Source organism: Ruminococcus albus 7 = DSM 20455 (genome assembly GCF_000179635.2).
GTDB classification, from domain to species: Bacteria; Bacillota; Clostridia; order Oscillospirales; family Ruminococcaceae; genus Hominimerdicola; species Hominimerdicola alba.
In genome coordinates this window covers 553,607-577,644 of the sequence record NC_014833.1, presented here as the reverse complement: position 1 = coordinate 577,644, position 24,038 = coordinate 553,607, and the positions used below count along the sequence as shown (strand labels likewise).

The window sequence follows — 24,038 nt, the reverse complement described above, 5'->3', positions numbered from 1 at the left end:
AACGGATAGTCGTCTGCTTAGGACGATTATCCGTTTTTTTAATAAATCATATCAATTTAGTCTATCACTTTATAGTAACAGTACAAGCACGTTTGATAGCATTTTCAGTATCCCATCTGCCGTTCACTCTTGCGGCAATCGCTACCTTATAAGTTACGCCGGGAGTCAGATTTTTGGGAGAAGTGTAGGTAGTGCCTGTGATATCCTGTTTCTGAACTCTCCACTTGCCTGCCAGATAAACTGCTATGCCGTATCTGTCAGCGTTTTCCACCTTGTCCCAGGTAAATCTTACCTGATGGTACTCCTCACTGTAATCGACCTTAATGTTGGTAGGATAGGGGACTGGTTTCGGACCGCCGAACTGATCGTTCATGAATGATGACATCCAGACCAGAGAAGCGTTCAAGCTGACGGAAACCTCATTTACAGTCCACGCCTCAGCACTGTCAACATAGTACTTCTGATCAGCTAAAGTGCCTCTTTTATAGCCGAGACCACGAAGGTAATTATCATGATACATATCTGAGCAGGGACCGCCTGCAAGAACACCTGAGGGTGCCTTCGGGAAGTCCGGGTCGATACTGTTTGCCCAGTATCTGTGGTGTGGCGATTTCATTGCCTTATCGCCGTAGCCTGATACATAAGAGAAGCCCAGACCGTTGCGTCCGAAGAGGTAATCAAGTGCTTCAGCAGCACCGTTCCGATAAATATATTTGCTGTTATCAGTATCATAAGCATAGGCAAGGACCATAGCATTGTTGATAACGAATGAGTTGGAGCCGTATTCATAACCTGTGAATGCTGGTTTATCGCTACCGATATAGTCCTCGGTAGTCATACTCTTGTAAGGTATGCCCATGCCTTCATTACTCATCTGAATAAGGTATTGATCAGCAATATTTTGGATAGAATTGGCAATAGTCTTCCTGTCAGCAGAAGATGTCTTGTCGCTCAGGTAGAGTGAAAGGGTGCCCAGACCTGCAGTATTGCCCCAATTGAAGGAACCGAACGATCGATCGTTCTCGCCGCCGCTCAGGCAGGAAGTCAAGCTGAATGCCTTATCCTGACCTGACTGATCATTATCCTTTAAGAAATCATAGTAAGCCGAGTCACCTGTTGTTGCATAAAGCTCACAAGCTGCCCAGTAAGCATCGTCAACTACATAGTTGTCACCGAAAATGTTGTTTACGCCGAATTCAGAAGGAGCAAAGTAGGGATCAGAATAGTGATAGCCCCTTTTAACGTCCCATTTGGATTGCTTAGCCATGATAGCCTTCCAGCTGTTCTGTGCATTTTGCAGACACTCTTTTGAGAAGTCGTCATCTATGCCCTTCCACAGACGTGAAGCCTGTGCAGCACAAGCGATCATGTTAAATGTGGCTGCATACGTAGGAGGTCTGACGATACGGACAGGTTCAAAGCCCTGCTGTGTGTCATCCATCCAGGGTGTGATCGGAAAACCTGCCCATTTATGATCCTGCACCGAATGATATACGAAGCCGTCCTCATTTATCATTTTGAACATCCACTCCAGCTCTACCCTTGCTTCATCCAGTATATCGGGAGCATTATCCTTATTTTCGGGCACAGCTATCGTGCCGTTAGTCCATTTGTGTGAATTGCCGCTCTTCTTGGAGAACTCATAAGCGTTCTGAAGTGTCCATACTGAGAAACCGCCTTCGACAACGTACTTGCCGTGGTCGTTTGCGGCGTACCATCCGCCTGTAACGTCGATCTGTTCATTCTTCTCGCCATCACGGAAGTCGCTGTCATAAGATTTAAACCATTTGCTTTGTACATAAGCCATATCGGGGTTATGACCATATCTGCTGTGTGCCAGTGCAGACTTATCACCTGATGTGATGTACTCAGACTCTATCGGGACACCTGAACGGTTCTGATAGAAGTAGTTCATGGAATCCCTCAGCAGCTGATCATCATAGATCTGTCTGTCTATCCTGAATGTACTGCTCTCGTTCATCGTATAAGTTTTCATAGTTACGGGATTTGTCCATAAAAGCTTATCACCGCTGAGCCTTGTATCGTTTGCACCATTGTTAAGCAGAACCTGAGTGCCGCTTACGCCAACTGTATCCTTAACGAATATCGTGTACTCGCCCTCAGTTCTGAAATCAGAGAAATCAATGATATGTACATTAGAACCGCTGTCCTTGAGTCTGGTAACGATCTGACTACCTATCTTAACAGTAGTAGTCTTACCTGTACCTGAATCAGGATCGCTGCCGAATACCTTTGTTGTGCCCGTGTACTTAACGTTGCCGTTCTTATCTCTGATCTCAAACTGCAGAGGTGAAGAAGCATCGGTAACGTAAGAAGCCCTCTTTTCCAGCTGAGGATAGTAACCGATCTGATTCAGGCGAACGTTGCTTTCGGGTCTTACAACGCCCCACTCGTTATTTTTGATTTCGGTTATACAGCCCCCGGGAGTAGTGTCGATCAGAGACAGATCATCGAATTTGAGGACCGTACCGTTTGGGAAGCAGTCAACATCCTGAAACATACCATTTCCGCCGTATTGAAATACCCATTCAGCACGCCCAATATCTTCTTTAGCTGTAAATTCAGCATCGAAGACGTTGTCGCCTTTAGCGATCTGTACGCAGTCCCACGTCTGATTGAAATCATCATTGCCGCAGTTGTTGTGCCATGCTTCGACCGTACCGCTGTAATTGCCGATCTGGGTATACATCTCACCCTCATTGGAAGAATTGACCTTCCAGTGCACCTTGTAAGTATGACCCTTTTTTATCACAAAATTTCTGTAACCTAACTGAAGATCCCATCTTGACTCGGGACCATCGTTGTTCAGTATCGTTACAGTGTAAGTGCCGTCTGAAATATCGAAGTCCTGCCGTGCCGGGGCATTCTCGGTGGTGTACCAGGGAAGACCTATGCCTTCATCGAAGTCAGACTGGATAAGTATCTGTTCATCTTCTGCAAACACACTCATAGGTGCAGATGCGGCTGTTGCCGATAAAGCGCCGGTAATCGCCACAAGCCCTGCGGCGATCCGTTTCATTGTCATTTGCATTATCTCTTGAACCTCCTTAAAATAAAAGAACGTAAATCTGATGCGGCTGTTACAGTAAACGACATATATACCATAAACAGCCATAGCCAAATTATAACAAATTATAAATAGGTTGGACATTTCACCGTCATTATGCTGTTATGTCCGATAGATATTATATCACATTACTTTTCAAATTGCAATGATTTTAATAAAATTGAGACCCGACTGGAATTGCCATTCAAACCAGGTTTCATAAATCATTCATCGCCTTTAAACTTCAGAACTTTATCTACATATCTTATTATGTCCTTGTACGCGATCTCAGTCAATGAGCAATAAACAACAAGAGACTAGCCGATTTTGGGCTACACCAAAAGCAGACTGACTATCAGGATAGCGCTGTGAGAATAATAAGGAATCTGCCGGATAGATGTTGAACAGAAAAATATTTCCGGGACAGATCAGCAGATTTCGTAAATCAGACAACAAACGGATAATATAAAGACAAAAATACAGGCAGTACCTAAGAAAGATACTCATATAGAAGTTTTAAGCCATAGTATTTCTGATTTACAGTCAGAAGTACTATGGCGTTTCTATTGACCGTGCAGAGATTTTATGCTATAATTGTTACTAACAAAATCGGAATTTTGAGGTAATAAGATCTATGGAAGCCAGACTTGAATACTGTGGAAATTATATTGAAATAGCAGATTTTCACCATTCTGTTGATGAGGAGAAAAATGGCAATCCTTACAATTGTGCATTTGACATTAAAGTGAGATCAGGTGTGTTCTCTGGCATAGCAGATGGCTGTGAGTATGATTATATGGAATTACAGAATTTCATAACAGCTCTTGAAGAAATGATTTCATTTAAGAGGAAAGAAGTAACATTTATTGAAATTGGTTATGGTAATAAGATCGTGTTCAATTGCGACCGGGCAGGACACATAAAGGTTTCAGGTGATATACAGGGTGATGTAGGCAGCCACATTCTTAAATTTGAATTTATGACTGACCAGACAGTTTTTCCAAAATTTATAAAAGGGCTAAAAAGTCTATAAACTCTGATTTGGTTTATCTTAGCAACCGTATAAAATAGAATGCCCTGAGCGCTTAAACGCTTGGGGGCAAAACTTCTATATGGGTATCCGTCTTATTGTACTGCCCGTTTCGGTATATCAGCAAATACACTGTCTTATTTGTTTATCTCCATCAACCGCACATAGCACTTCATGCTGACCCGCTTTCTCTCACTCTCCCAATCCTTGACACGGCCGACAGAAACGGACATCAGCTCTGCAAGCCTGCATCGTGTGAGAGACTTCTTTTTTTGCAGGTTTCTGATATAACTTCCCTGCCCATTTATCAGGAACTTATTGTACTCATCGAGCAAGTCTGTGACTTTGCACCCGAATATCTCTGCAAGTAGTGTGAGCTTGTCCAACGGATACGCCGACAGCACATTGTTCTCCCAGCGGGCATAGGTGGTGCGGTCTACACCAATTTGAGCGGCTATCTCTTTTTGCATGAGCCCACAGCTTATCCTGTAAAATTTCAACCTGTCTGAAACTGTGGAATTATCATTAAGCGCAAAATCGGGTATTCTTTTCGGCTTAAAACTGTGAATATAAAGGGTGACTATTTTGCCGCTTGTGTGGGTAGAGTACAGCGTATACATTCGGCTCTCTACTCTGCGTAAAAATCGCCACTCGCCTATTAAGGGCACATCTTTTACATCATCTGACAAGAAAATGTCCGTTGTGATTGTGTAGCATTTTCAACACATCTGCTGCCGTAGGTGGCAAAACGGGTGCCTTTGGTATAGTCGAAGGTCTGCACCGCCTTGATAAGACCTATAGTACCAATGGATATAAGATCGTCCTGGTCGGAAGAATTTGCGTAGTACTTTTTTATTATATGTGCCACAAGGCGAAGATTGTGACGAATGAGAGTGTCCCTTGCCCCTGCATCGCCTTCGGACATTTTCTCAAAGCAATCTCTTTCCTCGGCTGCTGTGAGCGGACGGGGAAACACTGTCCTGCCGTCAAGGTGAAGACCGAAAAACAGCCCTCCCCGGGTAATGATATCAAATAGTTCCAACAGCTGTACCAGCATAAAAAGCTACCTCCGTTCAGGTGGATATTATACTTTGTATTATATTCACGATACAGCACATATTATTACACGACGAAAGCCTGCATACGTTTGTATGCAGGCTCAGCCCTTTCATAATATCTATAAAACATTTTACCCTATAAGCATATCATTAACAGCTGACGAGAGGAACAGCTGATCAGATATCGTCGTTATATATATTATCATATCTCTTACGATCTCGATTCAGATTACCACATGATAATATTTACAAGCATTCAAATGCCTTCACGATGATCAACAACGCTTTTGTTTCTTTCTATAAACATATTATACTATTCCGGTGGTGATTTGTCAAGTAAATGGCTTAATTTCACAATTTTAACCTTTATTTTTGTATATATGCACAATTGGCAACAGACTTTATAAGCCGATCATCCATATATTTTGTTTATTTAACGAAACAATTTCTTTCTCATCCGTTCTGACTGCTCCGCTGGTTTAAATGTTAATATTGTATAATATCGTTGCATTTATTACATATCAGGGCATACGGAAGATCGTCAAAGCAGAGAACAACAGAAAGTCATTTCATATAAATGTTAACATAAAGTAAACTTTGATTTTTCTTTTGAAACCCTATTGACAATCACTTTCATTTATGATATAATAGACAAGTACTCAACGAGAGAACAAAAAAATATCGCGGGATAGAGCAGCTTGGTAGCTCGTCGGGCTCATAACCCGGAGGTCGTAGGTTCAAATCCTACTCCCGCAATCCATCACCGTTCGGATTCATCTGAACGGTGTTTTTTTATGTTCATATGGTACTTGTTATAACTTATACCCGACATACAAAAAGACACTCCTGCTTTTGAAGCAGAAGTGTCTTATTTTTTTCTCAGCTGTTTTTACTTGCTGTTCCTGCGTTTCTTCATAACGCATACCAGTGCTCCAAGCATCACTATCTCAACGCCCACAAGGCTCTTTGCACCTGTATTGGGGTTTGATGTATTTGGAGTGGAAGAAGAACTGTCTGACTTTGAGGAGCTGTCCTTGCTGCTGTCCTCGGGTCTGCTTGAAGACTCTTCCTCGGAGGAATTTTCACTTGAATCCTCTGAACTTTCGGAGGACTCTTCTCCGCCTGCTGGTGTCGCACTGCTGTCCTCTTCCCTTGTGATATCCCAGTCATCATCATAGCGATTTATGAATACCACATTGTCGGAAGGTATACCGTCAAAGTCGGTGATAGTCCTGCTCACAGTCAGCACACCGCCTTCATCGGATACAGTATCTGTTACTATATATACAGCTTCATCGTAGGTGTACTTTGGATTTCTGCCTTCGATCTCACGTACCTCATATACATAAATGCCTGCCTCGGTATATGACCAGCTGTCAAAAGAAACCTTGCCTGTGCCTGCAACATTGGCAGTTGTATTTTCAGGCAGCGGAGCGCCGCCCTTAGCTGTCAGCTCAAAGGTAAAGGTCTCGTCCTCATCGGGAGTTGTGCCCTCGATCTGCTTTTCGATCTCAAGATCAACCTCTGCGGGAGCTGGCTGATAAGTATTGACGAACCTGAGTTCATCAACCTTTTCGCCGTTCTTTTCCAGAGTATACACAGCCTTATATCTTCCGCCTGCATCCCTGACGTTAACGATCATGGTGTATACAGCATCATCCTTGGTATAGCCTGCATAGCTGTCATCAAGATCCTTTTCATAAACAACATAACGGTATGTACCGGGCTCATTATAGACGATGGTTCCGAAAGCATCAGCCTCACCGCTGCCCTTTACTGTCGCAGTTGTCTTTTCAGGCATAGGTACTGACTCTCCCTCAGCTGCTGCCAGTTCAAAGGTAAAGATGCGCTCGTCAGCATCGGGATCGTTGCCCTTGATCTCCTTGACAGCAACAGGAGGAACTACAGCTGCAACTATAGGACTGTAGTCGTTAACGAACTCTGCAGATGCTGTCTCAGCACCGTCCTTTGTAAGCTTGGTTTCAGCCGAAAGGATGCTGTCGTTATCGGTAACGGTAACTGTGAATGTATATACTGTTTTGTCCTTGGTGTAGCCTGAGTAGCTGTCATCGAGATCATTTTCCTTTATCTCATATACATATACTCCTGCTGCATCGTATTTGACCCCGCCGAATGAAGCCTTGCCTGTGCCCTCAATGGTAACGGTATCGTTCTCGGGCATAGGTATGTCCTTGCCGTCCTTTGCAGAGATCGTAAAGCTGAATACCTTATCATCAGGTCTTTCCTTACCGCTGAACATCTTTACTACATCAGGGAATGCCACTGTATCAGTAGGTTTAGATGTGTAGGTGTTAACAAACTCTGCCTTTTCAGCCGGCTCATACTCCCTTGTTTCGGGATACAGCACCTGCAGAGGAGCTGCAGCAGCCTTCAGCTTGCCGTCATCATCGGTAACGGTAAATCTTACCAGATACCCTCTTGTATCAAAGGTATATCCCGTATATGCTGAGTTTACTTCATATATTGCATAATCGTACTGTCCTGCCTCGGTGAATTCGACCTGACCGAAATCGGCAGTGCCCTCACCCTTGATAACTGCTCTTGTCTTTTCGGGCGCAGGAACATCTGCTCTGCCGCCGAGAGTTGTAAAGGGCTGTACCGAGAATATGAACTGCTTTTCCTCAGGTCTTTCGCTGCCCTTTATCCTCTTGGATATAACAGGAATCTTGACCTTTACGGGTATGGGTGCATACTTATTCGTAAATGTTACAGCCTGTACCGCTGCAGGTCTGTCAAGTTCATCACCGTTCTCATCATGAGTGCGGTAGATCTTTGTATCTACAGTAAGTTCGGTATTGTCATCGTACTGAACGTCCTTGCGGATATCGGTAACATTGAACACTACCTTATACTTCTCGCCAGAATAGGTAACTCCGTTCCTTGTGCCTGCCTTCTCGGATACTTCGTATTCAAGAACACAGGGTTCGGTAAAGAACAGACTGCCGTTGTCATCGGCTATTGCTGTTTCTGAACCGTTTACGGCAACCTTTACAGTCTTTATGGCACTTCCCCATTTGCCGTCCTTGTAGGCCTTGGGTGCAGGTGCACCATTAAGAGGCTTGATATCGAACTCGCAGTTCTCAGTGAATCCCTCAGGCATATCGCCCTCAAATGTCTTGCTTATCGCAGGGAATTTCTCAACTGCGGATTTAAGACCTATAGTAACTACATTTGCTATAGTAGTATCCTTGACCCACTTGGTCTGTATGTACTTTTCGCAGTAGTAAGCGGGTGCATTGTAAGCCAGTACCTGTTTGGTCTTTGTCTGATCCTTATGGATAGTGTCGGGTGCTTTCATCTTCAGGTATACGCATACCGTATGAGGCATATCCTCACCTGAACCAAACTTTACATCTTCACCGATCTTGAATGCTATGGTCTTGACATTTTCCCAGTTATCATAATTATCGGGATCTATCTCATACCAGTTATTATCCTCGGTGAGCATATCAGGTGTAAGACCCGGCTTGCCAAGCAAGGTATCCGTTGCCATCTCGATCTCTTCATAGAATTTATCTGTATTTACGAATACCTTAACTTCACCGAACTCTTCCTCAGCCTCGCTGATATCCACTCCGTAGAGCGTACCCTTCCAGTAAGGCATACCATCAAATTCGGGTTCCTTGTAAGCTTCCTCAATGGAATCATATATCACCACATTCTTTGCAAAACCCTCGTTGGAGAAGAACTGGAGTCTGTAGGTGTAGTTATGACCTGCATAGGTCTGGGTGAAATCCTTGAAGTCAAGATCGTAGTCATCTGCCTTGATCTTCTTTTTAAGGGTGGTGGCAGAGTAATACATAGTTACTTCATCCACCGCCATATCAGCTACAACTGTAGTTTTCTTTGTATCATTATCGCCGTCGATATCTTCAAGCGCCTGCTTGCCGTCCCTGTCCTTCAGTGTTTCAAAAACAGTGCCGTCATCCGACTTTGCCATGATACCTGCAAGCTCTACAGGCTTGCCGTCTTTGCCTATGAACTGTGCCTCGGCATAGTTATCAAGAGTAGTGCTTCTCAGCTCCTCATAGTCAGCTACTGCCTTCAGATACAGCACAGAACCGAGAGAGTAGCAGATATCGCTCTGTTCGCCAAGTCTTACCACAGGAAGATCCTTGTACTTTACAGTGATCTTTGCATACTGTCTGTGAGTTCCCTTGTAGTTGTCGATAGTTTCGATACTTACATCGGGCACCTCGGTATTTATCGGTTTTACATGACCGCTGTTACGCGCCCACAGTGTATCCCAGTGATACTCCTTGGGTCTGTCGGAAAGATAAAGGGTCTCTGTCATGGGGGTAACTTCTTCAACACTCATACCCATAGGCAGCAGCTCGTGGAATACGACCTCCTTATCGCCCTTTATAGCGCCTAGCTCTACCAGCTGTCTGAGATCTTTCTCTGTCAGGGCTTTGCCTGTTACAGCTGCGAGATAATAAGAAGTATATACCTTCTTGTTCTTCTGCTCAACACCGTTTGACTTCTTGGAAAGTCCACAGAAGGGATCAATGCTTGTGAGCACATTTTTAGCGGAAAGTCTGGTAGTTACCTTTACATTTCCCTCTTCATCGGAATGTCCTGCATAGAGCTCCTCATCAAGAGCCAGCAGATCTTTCTTGACACTGTCATTGGGAGTATATATTGTTCTGCCGTCGGTGGGGTTCTCCCATACACCTGCAGCATTATAACCCATCTGACCATCCCAGTTGAACACCTGGAAATCGCTGATGTGGTTATTTTCCATATTATCAAGCACCTGCTTGACAACAGGTCCCTTGCCGCGGATAACACCTGTAACATTCGATCTCAGGCTGATATCACCGTTAGCATCGCGGTATACAAACTTGATCCTGTATACCTTGTCGTGCTTGAACTCGAATGTGGTATTGCCATCTGCATCAGCATAGACATAATCGCTATTGCCTGCAGGGAGAGATAACACCCAGTCTTCCTGCCATACACCCGGCTTATCGGCAGTCATGACATATACCTCAACAGGCTTTCTCTTATTTATAGGAAGATAGTGGGATTTCTTTACATCAAGATTGAGTGTTACCGCTTCTACTACCTTATGCTCAACGGTCATGGTGAAAGTCTTGAAGTAGAAATCATCAGGCTGCAGACGAGCAAGTTCTCTGCCGTCCTCGCCAAGACCGTTTACATAAAGTGCATCATCAACCACTTCCATCCAGTAGGGACCGTCCTCATAGGTGAAGTTATCCTTGGCACCGTACTTATATGTATGACCGATACCCTCGATCTCATAGGAGAGCGCAGCTTCGCTGCCTGCCCTCAGAAGATCCACAGCACCTGTGGGATCGGGACCTGCTTTCTTTACAACGCTCCATATATCACCGCTGTAAACAGCGCCCATTGTCTGCCATACTGATGTGATATAGTCGCTGTCTTCGGTAATATCCTCTCTGTCACCGTCAACACCTGCATAGGTCACAGTGACATCATTTCTCAGTCTGGGCAGTTTGCCCTCAGCATCAGGCTTTTCAGCAACTGTCTTGGGATACTTTACCAGCACCAGATACTCCGATGCTGCGCCTTCAAACATCCACTGACCTGCATACTCACCCTCAGTTACCTTTACAAGAGGAGTAGTATCCTCATAGTTGAATTTCTTTGATACTGCTACGACTTCACCGCCGCCCGGCTGATCGTCAATATAGGTAACAACGGGCTGATTCTTCTCTACGGAAGTTTTAAGGCGGTAGCCGATGAAGTCATACTCCTTCAGCATCTCATTGAACTCAGCCTCGCCTATACCATACTCTGAAAGATGATATCTGGTTTCGATGATATCATCCCAGGCATAGTAGCAGCCCTGCTGAACGCCTTCGTCCTCGGTATACTTCAGAACAGACGCATCCCTTACATGGGTGCGGAATGTCGCTGTGATCTTTTCAGGCGAACGTAATTCCTGTGTTTCATTATCGAATATCTTTATACCGTAATCCTGTACACTGTTATCGACAACCTGATTTGCATAGATGGTATAGTGAAGATTAAGGTCGATATGCGGTGAAGAAGCCTTGATATTCTCAAGAACTATTACACCGTCAGTACTTGATCTGTCCTCCTTGACCCTCAAAAGTGAAGAATCCGAAGCAAGCTGATTAAGAAAATCAGCCTTTGCTGACAGATGGAAAGGATCGCCGCGTCGATCGGTAAAGGCATCATAAGGCACCTCTATCTGCAAACGTCCTTCTTCATAGGTCTTGTTCAGGCTGAGTCTAAGCGTAACATTGACCTGCTGCTTATCGCCCTCAATGGTATAATCCGCGGTCTTTCCGTCATTTGAAATGACCACGCCATCCACTTCATCCTCACCTTTGTTAAAGAAAAGCTGGATATTTTCGGGCAATTCGGCTGATGCCGCACTCACTGAGGGCACACTGCCCAGAACCGCCGTAAACAGGCATATCAGCGATATAAATCCCGAAAGCAGCCTGTACTGCGGTCTATGAGTACTTTTTCTCATTTTTTACATTCCCCCTCCTTAATTACTCAGCTGCACCTTTCCCGAAAGATCGGTACAGCTATATTCTTCAGGTTTGCTATCTGCATTTATTGCGGTGATAACAAGCTCAAAAAAATAACATACGGCCACGAAAAGCCATATATATTAATATGTTACCATTCCTGCCACGCTTTGTCAACGGTTATTCATAAATCAAAAACTTTTTCGTCATTTAAATCAAATTTTATAGGTTAATCGGGTCGAATTTCTAACTTTATTCATAGTAGCGACAAAATTTATCAAAAATCAATTCTCTTATCCGCAATTATTATGCAACCGATAATTGTAAAAAAAACACCCCCATAAAGGGAGTGTCATATTATAATTATCATGAAGATGCCCCGGCTATGAAAAGCAGTACTAATATGGAAACTACTATTATCTTAGTTTTTCGGGATATCCTATTCGTCTTGAAGAACCATAACGGTACAGTCAGCCAAGGCGCAAAAATGAAACCGATTACCCACAAAAGAATACTGCTATTGCTCGCCGGCTGATACACAGGCTGTACATTAGGTACATATTATTCACATCAATATCTCTCTCGCCCATGCAATTCGGACATTTGAGATCAACTTCCAAGTGACGGTCAGCCTGCGAAGCATATCCGCCGCCGCCGTTATATGTTCCATAATCTCCGTAAGCCATTTTACTTCTCCTGTTCTTATACAAAGGACTTTGCGTTAAAAATTTGTACTGTATAATATGATAACACATTTTCGTTTCAAATTCAACAGGTTTTACCACTTTGTAACAAATAACTTCACCAAAGTTTTTGAGACAATTTTATTGAGAACCAACAATATAAAACGCTTCTGCCCGATACAGACAGAAGCGTTAATGACCTTTTTGTTTATTCAGACTTATTATCCTTTGGTATGAGACCCGATAATCTGGAGAGAGAAGCCTGCGCCTGCATAAACAGATCGTGCGCTTCAAGTTCTATATCTTCCCTGCTGACCATGTCATGATGCTCCTCCGGTTCGAATTCTTTAATGTTGTGTATTTCTTCGGATTCCTCAGGCTCGGGAGCTTCAACTATTGGTGTTTCTTCGGGTTCCTCGGGCTCGGGAACTTCAACTATCGATGTTTCGTCGGATTCCTCGGTCTCGGGGGCTTCAACTATCGGTGTTTCGTCGGGTTCATCGGGCTCGGAGGCTTCAACTATCGGTGTTTCGTCGGGTTCATCGGGCTCGGAGGCTTCAACTATCGGTGTTTCTTCGGGTTCATCGGGCTCGGTGGCTTCAACTATCGGTGTTTCTTCGATTTCCTCGGGCTCGGGGGCTTCAACTATCGGTGTTTCGTCAGGTTCCTCGGGCTCGGAGGCTTCATCTATAGGTGTTTCGTCGGGTTTCTCGGGCTCGAGGGCTTCAACTATCGGTGTTTCGTCGGGTTCCTCGGGCTCGGGGGCTTCAACTATCGGTGTTTCTTCGGATTCCTCTGGCTCGGGAACTTTGGCGGATGCTATCTCATAAGATTTTTCGGGTTCGCGCTGCGTTTTTCCTTTTCCGATTATAGCGTCAAGATCTATGGTAAGGATATCGCTCAGCTCGTCCTTTTCCTCAGTTTCATTGTGATCTTCCAGCATCTCCATGACATTAACAGTTTTGCCAACAGCATCATGCCTTGTCAGTGCTGCCAGTTCTTCAAAATCAAAGAATGGCTTGATACCTATAATTGATACATTATCGGTACTGCCATTGAGAATCGCAAGCTTTGCAAGCGCAACGAGTTTCTCAGATATGGGCAGATCCATAGAAAGACCTACCTCAAACTCATTCTCACTGACATGATCCGACAAACCATCAGAGGTTATAATTATCATGTCATCAGGCTCTGCTCCGAATTCATTCGCAAGTGGTGTCTGCTCGATCTGCGGATCACTCTGAGGGCTTCCCATAGCAGAAATAATCGCGCTCCTGTACTCAGGCTCTATCTCATCCACATAATCGATCTCGCCTTTATTGTACATATACTGCACATAGCTCTGATCTGTGGTCAGCTGTCTTATAGTACCGTTGACGTACCTGTAAAGTCTGCTGTCACCAACATTCACACAAAGCCCTTTGCCTTCCTCGTCAACAGCCAGTGCACAAAGGGTCGTCTGCATATTAGCCGATGCCTTGTCAAGGGTGCTGCGTTTTTTGATCTTTCCGTGGATCGCCATAAGCACCTGTTTAAGATCGGTATTTGATGTATACACCACCTCTGAAAGCTGCTGCAGGCACAGCTCCGAAGCAACGTCGCCTGCGTTTTCTCCGCCAACGCCGTCACAGACCGCCGTGATAAACGGTGCATCAAGCACTGCTTCACGGAAGCCTTCCTTTACGACTTCTTTATTGACCAGCACAGCGTCCTCATTTTTTCCCTTTACGCTGCCTTTATCTGTATAACCATATATATAGTATCTCATAAGCATTCCCCAAAATTATCACGCATTATAAAGTGATCTCAGCTAAAGATCATACTATCCTATTATCTGACATGGCCAAGTCTTGCTTTTTCTTCATAGAGCTTGGCATCTGCCTGCTGTATTATCTCCTCAAGATCCGAGCTTCGCTTTGCGATAGCAACTCCCACGCAGATCCTCAGTTCATACGGTGAATTATCGGCTGTGTTCATTTGTTCAAGACATTCATCCAACCTCATCCTGAGCTTTGAGATCACCGTTTCGTCATCGGTACATACCATTATAACAAACTCATCTCCGCCGAATCTGGCGATATTAGCTCTCCTGTTCATCTCACGGCAGGAAGTACGCATAGCATTTGCGATACGCACCAGCGCAGCATCGCCTTCAACATGACCGTATATATCATTGATGCTTTTGAACTTATTTGCATCTGCCATCATTACAAACATCGTATCGGAATCGGAGTCCTCCTGCCATTGTTTGTAAAAGTACTCCATCTGCTTGCGGTTGCCGAGCATCGTCAAAGGATCGACAGATATCATCCTGTCCGTCCATTCAAGATATAATTCCAGTGTAGCCAGTGACAATGTCGCACAGGCTACAGGAATTTCAGGTCTGAAATACTGAACTATGCCCGAAGCTGCGGGTGCCAGCGGAAACAGCGCCAGCTTTCTTAGCATATTTCGTTTCGCATAGTTTTCCCTGCGGAATATAGCTAAAATTGAACGTATAAAAGTTATCATCACATACGGATACGAAAGCAGGTACAGCAGATTGAACATACTTCCTCTGCAATACTTATTGTTCTCATCAATATAGAACAGCACCCCATTGGATATATTTATAATGACCACTACAGCCATAGCCCAAACAAGGCAGGATGCAGCAAAAACACTGCGTTTGCTTTTGGCAAATGACGAGTCTTGTATATGTTCATAATAAATAAACCAGAAAAAGCACATGGCAGAAGTGGAAATAAAATAGATCGCCTTAAATAAAAGCAGCACTATAGGCACAAAAGGCAGGAGACCTCCGGTCATAGTAACACACACTGTATCCGAAACAAAAAAGGAGATCATCGCACAGATAGCATTTACAAAATCACGATGTGAGACCATTTTTGAAAGTCCAGCAGTCTTACGTCCTATCACAAGGACCAACAATATAGATATAAGGTTTACTTCGATGTACATTATTGGATACAAAGTATCGTTCAAACTCTGCACCTCCCTTTTGCATGCTATACCTTATATATTATATAATATATCGATATTAAAAGTCAAGTGTTTTTTTGTGGATAATAACCTAATTGCTTTATTAAGAATACACAAACTGTCAAAGTATTTGTAATAATATATATCAAAAAAATGCTCTCCCGCAAATGCGGAAGAGCATTTTGTAATAATCAGAAACAAAAGATTAGTTGTTAACCAGCTTGTCCTCTTCGTTGTTCCAGCTGTACAGCTTTCTGATCTCTGTACCAACCTTCTCGGAAGGATGCTCAGCGTGGAGCTTTCTCATAGCCTTGAAGTGTACCTGAGAACCGGCATCGCTCATGTCAAGCAGGAACTCCTTAGCGAAGGAACCGTCCTGAATGTCAGAAAGAACCTTCTTCATAGCCTTCTTGGTATCCTCAGTGATGATCTTAGGACCAGTGATGTAATCGCCGTACTCAGCAGTGTTTGAGATGGAGTATCTCATGCCCTCGAAACCGGACTGATAGATCAGGTCAACGATCAGCTTCATCTCGTGGATGCACTCGAAGTAAGCGTTTCTGGGATCATAGCCAGCCTCAACCAGAGTCTCGAAACCGCACTGCATCAGAGCACATACGCCGCCGCAGAGAACTGCCTGCTCACCGAACAGGTCGGTCTCAGTTTCGGTTCTGAATGTTGTCTCCAGAACGCCTGCTCTTGCGCCGCCGATACCCAGAGCGTAAGCCAGACCGATCTCTGTAGCGTTGCCTGTAGCATCCTGCTCAACAGCGATAAGACAAGGAACACCCTTGCCAGCCTGGTACTCGCTTCTAACAGTGTGACCGGGTCCCTTAGGAGCGATCATTACGATGTTAACATCAGCGGGGGGAACGATGCAGCCGAAGTGGATATTGAAACCGTGAGCGAACATCAGTGTCTTGCCTGCTGTCAGGTTAGGAGCGATCTCGCTCTTGTACAGAGCTGCCTGCTTCTCATCGGGGATGAGTATCATTATAACGTCAGCCTTCTTGACTGCGTCAGCTACGCTGAGAACGTCCAGACCCTGCTTCTTAGCCTTTTCTGCGGACTTGGAGCCTGCATACAGACCAACAACAACGTCAATACCGCTCTCCTTCAGGTTCAGAGCGTGAGCGTGACCCTGTGAACCGTAACCGATAATAGCGACTGTCTTGCCCTTCAGTACATTAAGGTCGCAGTCCTGCTGATAATAGATCTTTGCATCTGCCATTTTAATTTCCTCCTAAAATATTTGGAATGATTTATTTCTCCCTGTAAAAAGGGGAATCTACTTCTTTACTTCTTTGCGCTGAAATACTCGGCGCCTCTCTCAACAGCGACAGTTCCTGTCCTTGCCATTTCGAGTATGCCGTAAGGCTCGATTACCTTCTCGAATCTTTCCAGCCTGTCATACCTGTCGCATATCTCCAGCGTCATGGTGGTAAGGGTGATATCCATTACCTTAGCGCCTGTGATCTCTGCGATAGTCATTATCTCGCTGCGCTTGTCAGCAGGAGCACTGACTTTTACTATCATAAGCTCACGCGCTACAAATTCATCTCTGCCGAAGGTCTTGACCTTTATGACCTCGATCAGCTTGTTGAGCTGTTTTTCTATCTGCTCGACGGTATGCTCGTCGCCGTCTGCAACTATGGTGATCCTGGATATGGATTCATCATTTGTAGGACCTACCGCCAGACTTTCGATATTGAATCCTCTTCTTGAAAAAAGACCCGATATCCTTGAAAGGACACCGCTGTGATTTTCAACGAGAACAGAAATGGTATGTTTCATATCATGACCTCCGTTTTTTTGCGGGAATAAATTCCACACTTAATTATTATACTATCATATTGTGGCTATTTCTTTAAATTTATCAGACTAAATTATTAACGGATAAATTTAGTCATTTATCACAGTAAATTATCCTTGTTATGGCGTGATAAAGCGCTGATATATAAATATTACACAAATACTATCCGATATCAGCTGTCTGAAAGCTGCGCGACTGCCTCCATACACGCCTTTATATCATAAGCCGAATAGATCTGCCCCTGATATTCCAGGTCAGCCATACCGTTGCCCACAAGCGCCAGTACTTCACGCAAAGCACCGCACTCGTTATCCGTCAGCACAAGGGTAAAATCGCCTTTTTCCGAGAGCCATTCCAGTACTCTGCCATTTACAGCACCCGTCCTTGTTATTACAGGCTGACCGTCCTTATGTGAGTCCAGCACCATCAGTCCGAATTTTATGGACGTTGAAAGACAGGTTATACAGCCCTTGCCCTTTGGCGTTATGACAGCATACTCGCCTGTTCTGCGTGAGTTATCCAGCTCTGCCATAAGCCTGGCGGACATATCGTCAGCAAAGGGTTCTTCCTTTTCAAGACTATTCAGCCTTTTTTCAAACTGCCTGTCTATCTCTGCCGCATCGCGAAGAGATATCAGACCCACCAGTAATCCCCAATCGTAGTCACTGCCGTAACTCAGTATCCTGTAATGCAGCATGACCCACCTCTTACAGCGTCGGGAAATCCTTGTCAACAACTACCTCGCACAGCAGCATACCTTTTTCTTCTGCAAGCATCTCGATAGCCTTGTCCTCGGACTTCTTATCAGTTACCCTTATGGCAGGTATCCCGTAAGCGGCTGCAAGCTTGACAAAATCAGGTGAACCGTCAAGGAATACTGCTATCTGTCTGTCGTTATAGCCCTTGGTCTGAAGTTCTCTTACCATGCCGAGTCTGGTATTGGTAAATACTACCACTTTGACATCAACACCATACTGCACTGCCGTAGCAAGTTCCATCATATTCATCTGGAAGCCGCCGTCACCGCAGACAGCCACGGTCACACGGCTTTCATCTGCCATTTTAGCGCCTATGGCACAGGGCAGAGAATACCCCATAGTACCCATACCGCCCGATGTCAGGAAACGTCCGCCTTTTTTGAAATGGTATCTGCTTGTCCATATCTGGTTCTGTCCCACATCTGCGCATATATTTACATCCGCAGGCATACGCTCGGAAAGCTTCTGCAGAAACTCCTTCGGATTGACAGTACCCTTGACGGGCTTGGCAAACTCGGTTGGGGTACGGTTATCCTCTATCTGCTTCAGCCATGCTGTATGATCGGCATTACCCTCAGGGTGCTTATCTATATGCTCAAGCATCTGACGGAGCACCATTTTTGCATCACCTACCAGCGGCAGGTCTGCACCGATATTCTTGCCTATCTCGGCAGGGTCGATATCTATATGTAGTATCTTGGTATCTTTTTCCAGCTCAAGAGGAGTTTTTACTGCTCTGTCACCGACACGAGCGCCTACAAGGAACAGTGTGTCACAAGCATTTACAGCATAATTTGCTATCTTTGTACCATGTGTACCTATCATGCCCACATAAAGGGGATCATCGTCAGAGAACACGGATATACCCATCATGGTAGTGATAACAGGTATGTTCAGCTTTTCTGAAAGCTCAACTATCTCAGCCTGAGCATTTGAAGCGAACACACCGCCGCCGATACATATAAGTGGCTTTTCAGCAGTTCTCAGCGCTTCGGTAACACGCTTTACCTGTAATGCATTTCCCTTGCCGGTGGGCTTATAGCTGCGTATATCGCACTTTTTGGGATATTTGAAATCCACAGTCATTTTCTGTACATCCATAGGAACATCTATCAGAACAGGACCCGGTCTGCCCGAGCCTGCGATATAGAAAGCTTCCTTGAACACTCTGCCCACATCCGCAGGGTCTTTAAGGAGATAGCTGTGCTTTACGAAAGGTTCTGCCGCGCCCGTAACATCAGCCTCCTGAAAAACATCGGAGCCTATCTGATCGGTATTTACCTGACCTGTGATACAGACTATCGGTATAGAATCCGCATAGGCAGTAGCTATGGCAGTTATCAGATTGACCGCACCGGGACCTGAAGTTGCGATACACACCGCAGGCTTACCCGATATCCTGGCATAGCCGCTGGCTGCATGACCGCCGTTAGCCTCATGCCTTACCAGAACGTGCTTTATATCCTTTTCAGCATCAAGCAGTGCATCATAAAAAGGGCAGATAGCCGCACCCGGGTAGCCGTAGACGACCTTTATCTCCTCTGCCTTCAAGCACTCTACCATTGCCTGACTTACTGTCATTTTCATAAAAGACTACCTCCTTCACAAGCTGTATCCCGCGCCTTTGTACGGGAAAAGCATCTCTTCGGGATACGTGATGATCCCGAAAGAAAAATTTATATAATTATAACATATTTCCATAATTAAGTCAACCCTGCGCAGCGTGCTGCCACGGAAATCAATTTTCAAAAATCACCCTCGAAATCATCTGCGGCTCCATAAGACATTCAAACATAAGTTTGGATATGGCGGCTTTAGAATTGTTCCGATTTTTAAAGTTCTTGATTAAATTTATCGCAGCTTTTCTGAACATATTCAGGCATTGCTGAACGTCTTTGTTTTCGACTCTGCACCAATCTTCTTCAAAATGAACATCAAGCAGCCAGTGCATTGACTCAACCGACCATTCCATTCTTGCATGATGAAGGAGCTGTTCCGCTGTCATTTCGCGGCTTGAAAGGTAATAGTGCCATTCGCTCGAAGTGCCTTTTTTCGTTGAAAACTCAGTATGAATGGCTCCTATGCACTTCAGATTTTTCCACTCTTTTTTCTGTTCCAGCCAGTTGATATCTGTTGTTACATACGCTGTCCTTGTTTCAACTCTGCCACGGTTTTTCTCCGTTCTTGAAACTGTTTGCATAGTGTCTCTGAGAGAACTGTCCTGCACATAATCCTCGATATCTTTCTTCAAATTTGGGTGATTATCCTTAACGCAAAGCAGATAATCTGCCTTTTGTTTTACGATAATCTCAGCAGTTTCTTTCTGACAGTTCAGTGCATCCGCAACAACTATATTACCCTTTATTTTCGGTTCTTTCAGAAGCTCCTGCACCGCAGGTATCTCGTTGCTTTTATCGTCCGTGCTGCGTTGTGCCAGGGTCAATCCAAGTTCGCATACCTGTGCGCTGATGATGTGCAGAGGACTTTCGATCTTACTCATTTTAAGTGTCGAACAAACAGTTTTCCCGTCAAGAGAGATCGTCATACTTTTGGACTTTTCGGGCATGAATGAATAGACCCAATCCGCAAAACAGCGGTTGAGCGATTCGGGCTTGACATATTTCAGCAGGCTCAATATCCAATAATAGCAAGGGACATGATCGATTCCGAATTTCTCCTTTAAGAATTCGCTTACTCTGTCATTTGTCGCCCATTGATGAATCTGATGAATGTTTCTAAGTCCACAGATACTTCCAAGAATTGCTATTGTAATGATATCGGGGATACTGCAAAAATAGCCGTCATATTCCTCATATAATTCAATATCTTCAAAATACTCGGTTATTCCATTATTCATGCCTATATTATATCATTTTCCAGGTGCTCTGTCCAGTAATTTGTACAACCTGAAATATAAATGTAACTTTTGAAACCTGATTTTTTGAAAATTGATTTCCGTGGCGTGCTGCAGGTTCTTCTTACGGGTATAAAATGACCGTCCTCGGACTAGGGCGGTCATTTCGGTTTATATTTTTCCATAAGCTTTTCCGTCTCCTCGGAAGGCTTTTGCATCAGACCATTCCGGTGATCCGTCAATAGAATATCCGCCTTATGATATCGGCACACTCGGCGATCAGTTCCTGGCATTTCGGACGTCTGATAGGCCGCCTGAACAGTTTTTTCATAGGCTCGGGATCCTCCGAATAAGCCTTGCATATAGCATGGCGGATGCTTCGTTCGATGCAGGATACATCAACATTGTATTTTCTCGCTATCTCGGGGTAAACATCCTTGTTCAGAGAATACAGCTTATCGGGGCAGGCTACACACATAGTTATCGAAGCTGCAAGATATGAGTATCCCCTCAGCGCCCTTGATATACCCAGTGATAATACCGTATCTACTGTCATATCCTCCACTTTCCTTTCGAGCGGTGTGGAAACGGTCATCTTGATATAGCTGTACAGCGTATCTTCACCGTACTCTGCAGGAAGCTCATATCTGAGTCCGTTGTGCCTCGGCTGACCGCCTGTACCCTTTACCTCAAAAATGTAGTTCATTATTTCCAGTACAGTACCATGTGCAACAACGAAAAACCCGTCTTTCTTCAATCTTTCAGCCAGTTTTACCGAAAGTAGTTCTTCCTTTTCTTCTATCATGACCATATTCATTATGACCTCTCCTTTACCGATCAGTTTGATGTGTTTTGCTGCTGTCCTTTGCAATGATAGATCAGAAAATTCCGCAAGTTTATCCACAGACTTATGCAAGGCTTTGCAGCGGTTGACAAATTTACCGACTTATGTTAAAATGTTAACTGTGCTCGTTTTTGTAAAACAGCTGTAAATCGGATATTGTGAATGACCCTTCGTTCAAATAGCAAAGCATCGTGATTAATTATACATGAATAGTAGGGATTTGACAATGAATTAATCCTGCAAGTTTCTTGCAAGTTTTTGAAAGGATATTTTATGGAAAGAACTTTAAGACAACGAATCAAGACTATCAAGGAGATCAAGAATCAGCATGGTATGTCTATCCCGCAGATACAGGATATCGTTGCCGAACACGGCGGATATGTATCTCCAAGGACGATGTACGATATATTTGCCGAGGGCTCGGAGGAAAAGAATTTTCATTATCAGTCCATAGCTCCCATTTACGAATCGCTTATAGAGGTTTACGGCGATGATTACACCACAGACGATGTGGCTGCCCTCAAACAGATGCTGAAAGAACGCAACCGTCAGGTAGATGATCTTCTGATACAGCTCGAGAGCAAGCACGACGAATTTGAAAAGCGTTTATCCATATATGAGGAAAGAAAAAATGCTTATGAGCGTTCTATCTCACTGCTGGAAAAGCAGCTGGATCAGCTTGACAGACTGCTTTTCGACCGTGACAGGATGCTGCAGCAGCTGCTTGATGCATATATCCCGAATCAATAACAGGCATCCCACCAGCGGAACAGATAATAACTGTCATCCGCTTTCCAAATACCGATAAACACAAACTGCCCCCTGCAAACACAGCGTTTGCAGGGGGCTTTGTTCCATATCAGCACTAAGGATCACAAATGCTATCTCAGCTTTAAATAATCTTCATCATTAACAGCTTCACACCATTCTGTGCTGCTGTCTTCACCTTGTATCTCTATAGCAAGATGTGCGAACCAGCTGTCTTTAGCCGCGCCATGCCAGTGCTTGACATTAGCAGGGATATTGACTATATCTCCAGGAGCAAGCGGTCGCGCTTCCCTGCCATACTCCTGATACCAGCCGTGACCTCCGACACATATAAGCATCTGACCGCCTCCGTTCTTCGCATGATGAATATGCCAGTTGTTGCGGCAGCCGGGTTCAAAAGTCACGTTGTATATCGGTATCTGCTCAGTAGAAACAGGTGCAAGATAGCTTTGTCCCACAAAGAAATCACCGTATGGATTCGGCTCACCGATCGGAAAGAACAGTTCTTTTTGAAATCTGTCCTTTTCGGAAAGAGCAGGTGCATTATCTGCATAGACTTCCTTTGCTATGCCAAACACCGCCCACGCATGAGGCCAACCCGCATAGAATGCGGTGTGAGTGATGACCGCTGCCATTTCCGCCTGTGATACACCGTGGTTTTTGGCATTCATGATATGATACCGTATGGAATTATCCGTAACGCCCTGAGACATCAGCGCCACAACAGTTATGATACTTCTTGTCTTCAGGTCGATATCAGTGTTGTTCCAGTTCTCGCCAAACAGGATATCATCATTGAAACGAGCAAAATCCGGAGCAAATTCTCCCAGCTGATCTCTGCCTGCCGTCTGTACGATCTTTTCTGCCATTACATATCACTCCTTTATTTCAGATCATCTCTTATAAAATGAGTAGGCTGCCATGGTTCACCGTCAGGCAGTCCGTATTTTTCTTTTCCGAGGGCGATAGACTTCATCAGGAACGACATATTCCTTGCCAGACTTCTCATTGTCAGCATACCCTCAGCATCAAACTCCGCTTCTCCTGCTTCTCTGCCGTGAACACTGTTCCAGTAGGTACTTGATGCAACAGGCATTCCCGAGATAGTGAAATACTTATTGAGTTCATCGAACGTTGAGGAACAGCCGCCGCGTCTTGCCACAACTACGCTCGCACCTACCTTCATAGTCTTATCAAAATGCGAGCTGTAGAACAGTCTGTCAAGACAGGCGATAAGTGTGGCATTTGCCGATGCATAGTACACAGGCGAAGCCACTACAAGACCATCAGCCTGTTCAAACTTTGCCGCGATCTCATTCACTGCATCATCGAACACACAGCGTCCCTGCGCAGAACATTTTCCGCAGGCGATACAGCCTCTTATATCCTTATTTCCGATATGACAGACCTCAGTTGCTATGCCTTCCTTCTCAAAGGTCTTTACAAGCTCGTTTACAGCGATGGAAGTGTTGCCGTTCACACGAGGACTTCCGTTAAGTATCAGCACTTTCATTATAGTTCTCCTTTACGACTTGATATTTATTATTCACGCACCACTTCAAGGAAGTATTCCTGCGTCCGCAGTTCCATGCATTTCCTCAGCAAGTGGTATACACATAAATTATATCACACCGTGTCAAAAAGGTCAATCGTAATACACCCCATTTGT

17 protein-coding genes and 1 tRNA gene are annotated in these 24,038 nt (G+C 44.5%); 3 read left to right on the top strand and 15 right to left on the bottom strand.

Going from position 1 to position 24,038, the window contains the following annotated elements; all coding sequences use genetic code 11:
• Window positions 1–64: 64 nt before the first annotated feature.
• Window positions 65–3,052 carry a glycoside hydrolase family 9 protein gene (locus RUMAL_RS02585; RefSeq protein WP_013497250.1) on the bottom strand — a complete coding sequence of 996 codons (2,988 nt, stop codon included), beginning with the start codon at window positions 3,050–3,052 and terminating at the stop codon, window positions 65–67.
• Window positions 3,053–3,701: 649 nt separating this feature from the next.
• Here RUMAL_RS02585 and RUMAL_RS02580 point away from each other — a divergent pair.
• On the top strand, window positions 3,702–4,100 hold the full coding sequence (locus RUMAL_RS02580) for a WapI family immunity protein (RefSeq protein ID WP_013497249.1): 399 nt from the start codon (window positions 3,702–3,704) through the stop codon (window positions 4,098–4,100).
• A gap of 134 nt (window positions 4,101–4,234) precedes the next feature.
• Here RUMAL_RS02580 and RUMAL_RS02575 read toward each other — a convergent pair whose 3' ends face one another.
• Window positions 4,235–4,786: a helix-turn-helix domain-containing protein gene (locus RUMAL_RS02575; RefSeq protein WP_154662871.1), complete on the bottom strand. Its 552-nt coding sequence runs from the start codon at window positions 4,784–4,786 to the stop codon at window positions 4,235–4,237.
• Window positions 4,771–5,154, bottom strand: a complete 384-nt coding sequence (locus RUMAL_RS02570) for a sigma-70 family RNA polymerase sigma factor (protein ID WP_013497247.1) — start codon at window positions 5,152–5,154, stop codon at window positions 4,771–4,773. Before RUMAL_RS02570 ends, RUMAL_RS02575 begins: the two co-directional genes overlap by 16 nt.
• Before the next feature lie 683 nt (window positions 5,155–5,837).
• Here RUMAL_RS02570 and RUMAL_RS02565 point away from each other — a divergent pair.
• Window positions 5,838–5,911: transfer RNA gene (locus RUMAL_RS02565), tRNA-Met, on the top strand.
• 133 nt (window positions 5,912–6,044) lie between these two features.
• Here RUMAL_RS02565 and RUMAL_RS02560 read toward each other — a convergent pair.
• The 10 genes from RUMAL_RS02560 to RUMAL_RS02515 all read right to left on the bottom strand — a co-directional run bounded on the left by RUMAL_RS02560 (window position 6,045) and on the right by RUMAL_RS02515 (window position 21,574).
• A complete protein-coding gene (locus RUMAL_RS02560) occupies window positions 6,045–11,666 on the bottom strand; it encodes a Spy0128 family protein (protein ID WP_013497246.1) in 5,622 nt (1,873 codons plus the stop codon).
• Window positions 11,667–12,164: 498 nt separating this feature from the next.
• The gene (locus tag RUMAL_RS02555) at window positions 12,165–12,353 is read right to left on the bottom strand and encodes a hypothetical protein (RefSeq protein WP_013497245.1); all 189 of its coding nucleotides are present in this window, start codon (window positions 12,351–12,353) and stop codon (window positions 12,165–12,167) included.
• Between the two features lie 205 nt (window positions 12,354–12,558).
• Window positions 12,559–14,118 (bottom strand): PP2C family protein-serine/threonine phosphatase, encoded by a 1,560-nt coding sequence (locus tag RUMAL_RS20485; protein ID WP_013497244.1) that lies wholly within the window; start codon window positions 14,116–14,118, stop codon window positions 12,559–12,561.
• Window positions 14,119–14,180: 62 nt separating this feature from the next.
• The gene (locus tag RUMAL_RS02545; protein WP_013497243.1) at window positions 14,181–15,335 is read right to left on the bottom strand and encodes a GGDEF domain-containing protein; all 1,155 of its coding nucleotides are present in this window, start codon (window positions 15,333–15,335) and stop codon (window positions 14,181–14,183) included.
• Between the two features lie 202 nt (window positions 15,336–15,537).
• Window positions 15,538–16,563, bottom strand: coding sequence for a ketol-acid reductoisomerase (gene ilvC / locus RUMAL_RS02540; protein ID WP_013497242.1), 1,026 nt, complete (start codon window positions 16,561–16,563; stop codon window positions 15,538–15,540).
• A 65-nt stretch (window positions 16,564–16,628) separates the two neighbouring features.
• Window positions 16,629–17,126 (bottom strand): acetolactate synthase small subunit, encoded by a 498-nt coding sequence (gene ilvN, locus RUMAL_RS02535; protein ID WP_013497241.1) that lies wholly within the window; start codon window positions 17,124–17,126, stop codon window positions 16,629–16,631.
• 191 nt (window positions 17,127–17,317) lie between these two features.
• The gene (locus tag RUMAL_RS02530; protein WP_013497240.1) at window positions 17,318–17,842 is read right to left on the bottom strand and encodes a hypothetical protein; all 525 of its coding nucleotides are present in this window, start codon (window positions 17,840–17,842) and stop codon (window positions 17,318–17,320) included.
• 10 nt (window positions 17,843–17,852) lie between these two features.
• On the bottom strand, window positions 17,853–19,490 hold the full coding sequence (gene ilvB / locus RUMAL_RS02525; protein ID WP_013497239.1) for a biosynthetic-type acetolactate synthase large subunit: 1,638 nt from the start codon (window positions 19,488–19,490) through the stop codon (window positions 17,853–17,855).
• Between the two features lie 151 nt (window positions 19,491–19,641).
• A complete protein-coding gene (locus RUMAL_RS21145) occupies window positions 19,642–20,760 on the bottom strand; it encodes an ISAs1 family transposase (protein WP_013497238.1) in 1,119 nt (372 codons plus the stop codon).
• A 235-nt stretch (window positions 20,761–20,995) separates the two neighbouring features.
• Window positions 20,996–21,574: a sporulation initiation factor Spo0A C-terminal domain-containing protein gene (locus tag RUMAL_RS02515; RefSeq protein WP_013497237.1), complete on the bottom strand. Its 579-nt coding sequence runs from the start codon at window positions 21,572–21,574 to the stop codon at window positions 20,996–20,998.
• Window positions 21,575–21,874: 300 nt separating this feature from the next.
• Here RUMAL_RS02515 and RUMAL_RS02510 point away from each other — a divergent pair, with 300 nt between their 5' ends.
• Window positions 21,875–22,351: a hypothetical protein gene (locus tag RUMAL_RS02510; protein WP_013497236.1), complete on the top strand. Its 477-nt coding sequence runs from the start codon at window positions 21,875–21,877 to the stop codon at window positions 22,349–22,351.
• Window positions 22,352–22,482: 131 nt separating this feature from the next.
• Here RUMAL_RS02510 and RUMAL_RS02505 read toward each other — a convergent pair whose 3' ends face one another.
• On the bottom strand, window positions 22,483–23,238 hold the full coding sequence (locus RUMAL_RS02505) for a carboxymuconolactone decarboxylase family protein (RefSeq protein WP_013497235.1): 756 nt from the start codon (window positions 23,236–23,238) through the stop codon (window positions 22,483–22,485).
• A gap of 14 nt (window positions 23,239–23,252) precedes the next feature.
• Window positions 23,253–23,882: a flavodoxin family protein gene (locus RUMAL_RS02500; RefSeq protein ID WP_013497234.1), complete on the bottom strand. Its 630-nt coding sequence runs from the start codon at window positions 23,880–23,882 to the stop codon at window positions 23,253–23,255.
• Window positions 23,883–24,038 lie beyond the last annotated feature (156 nt).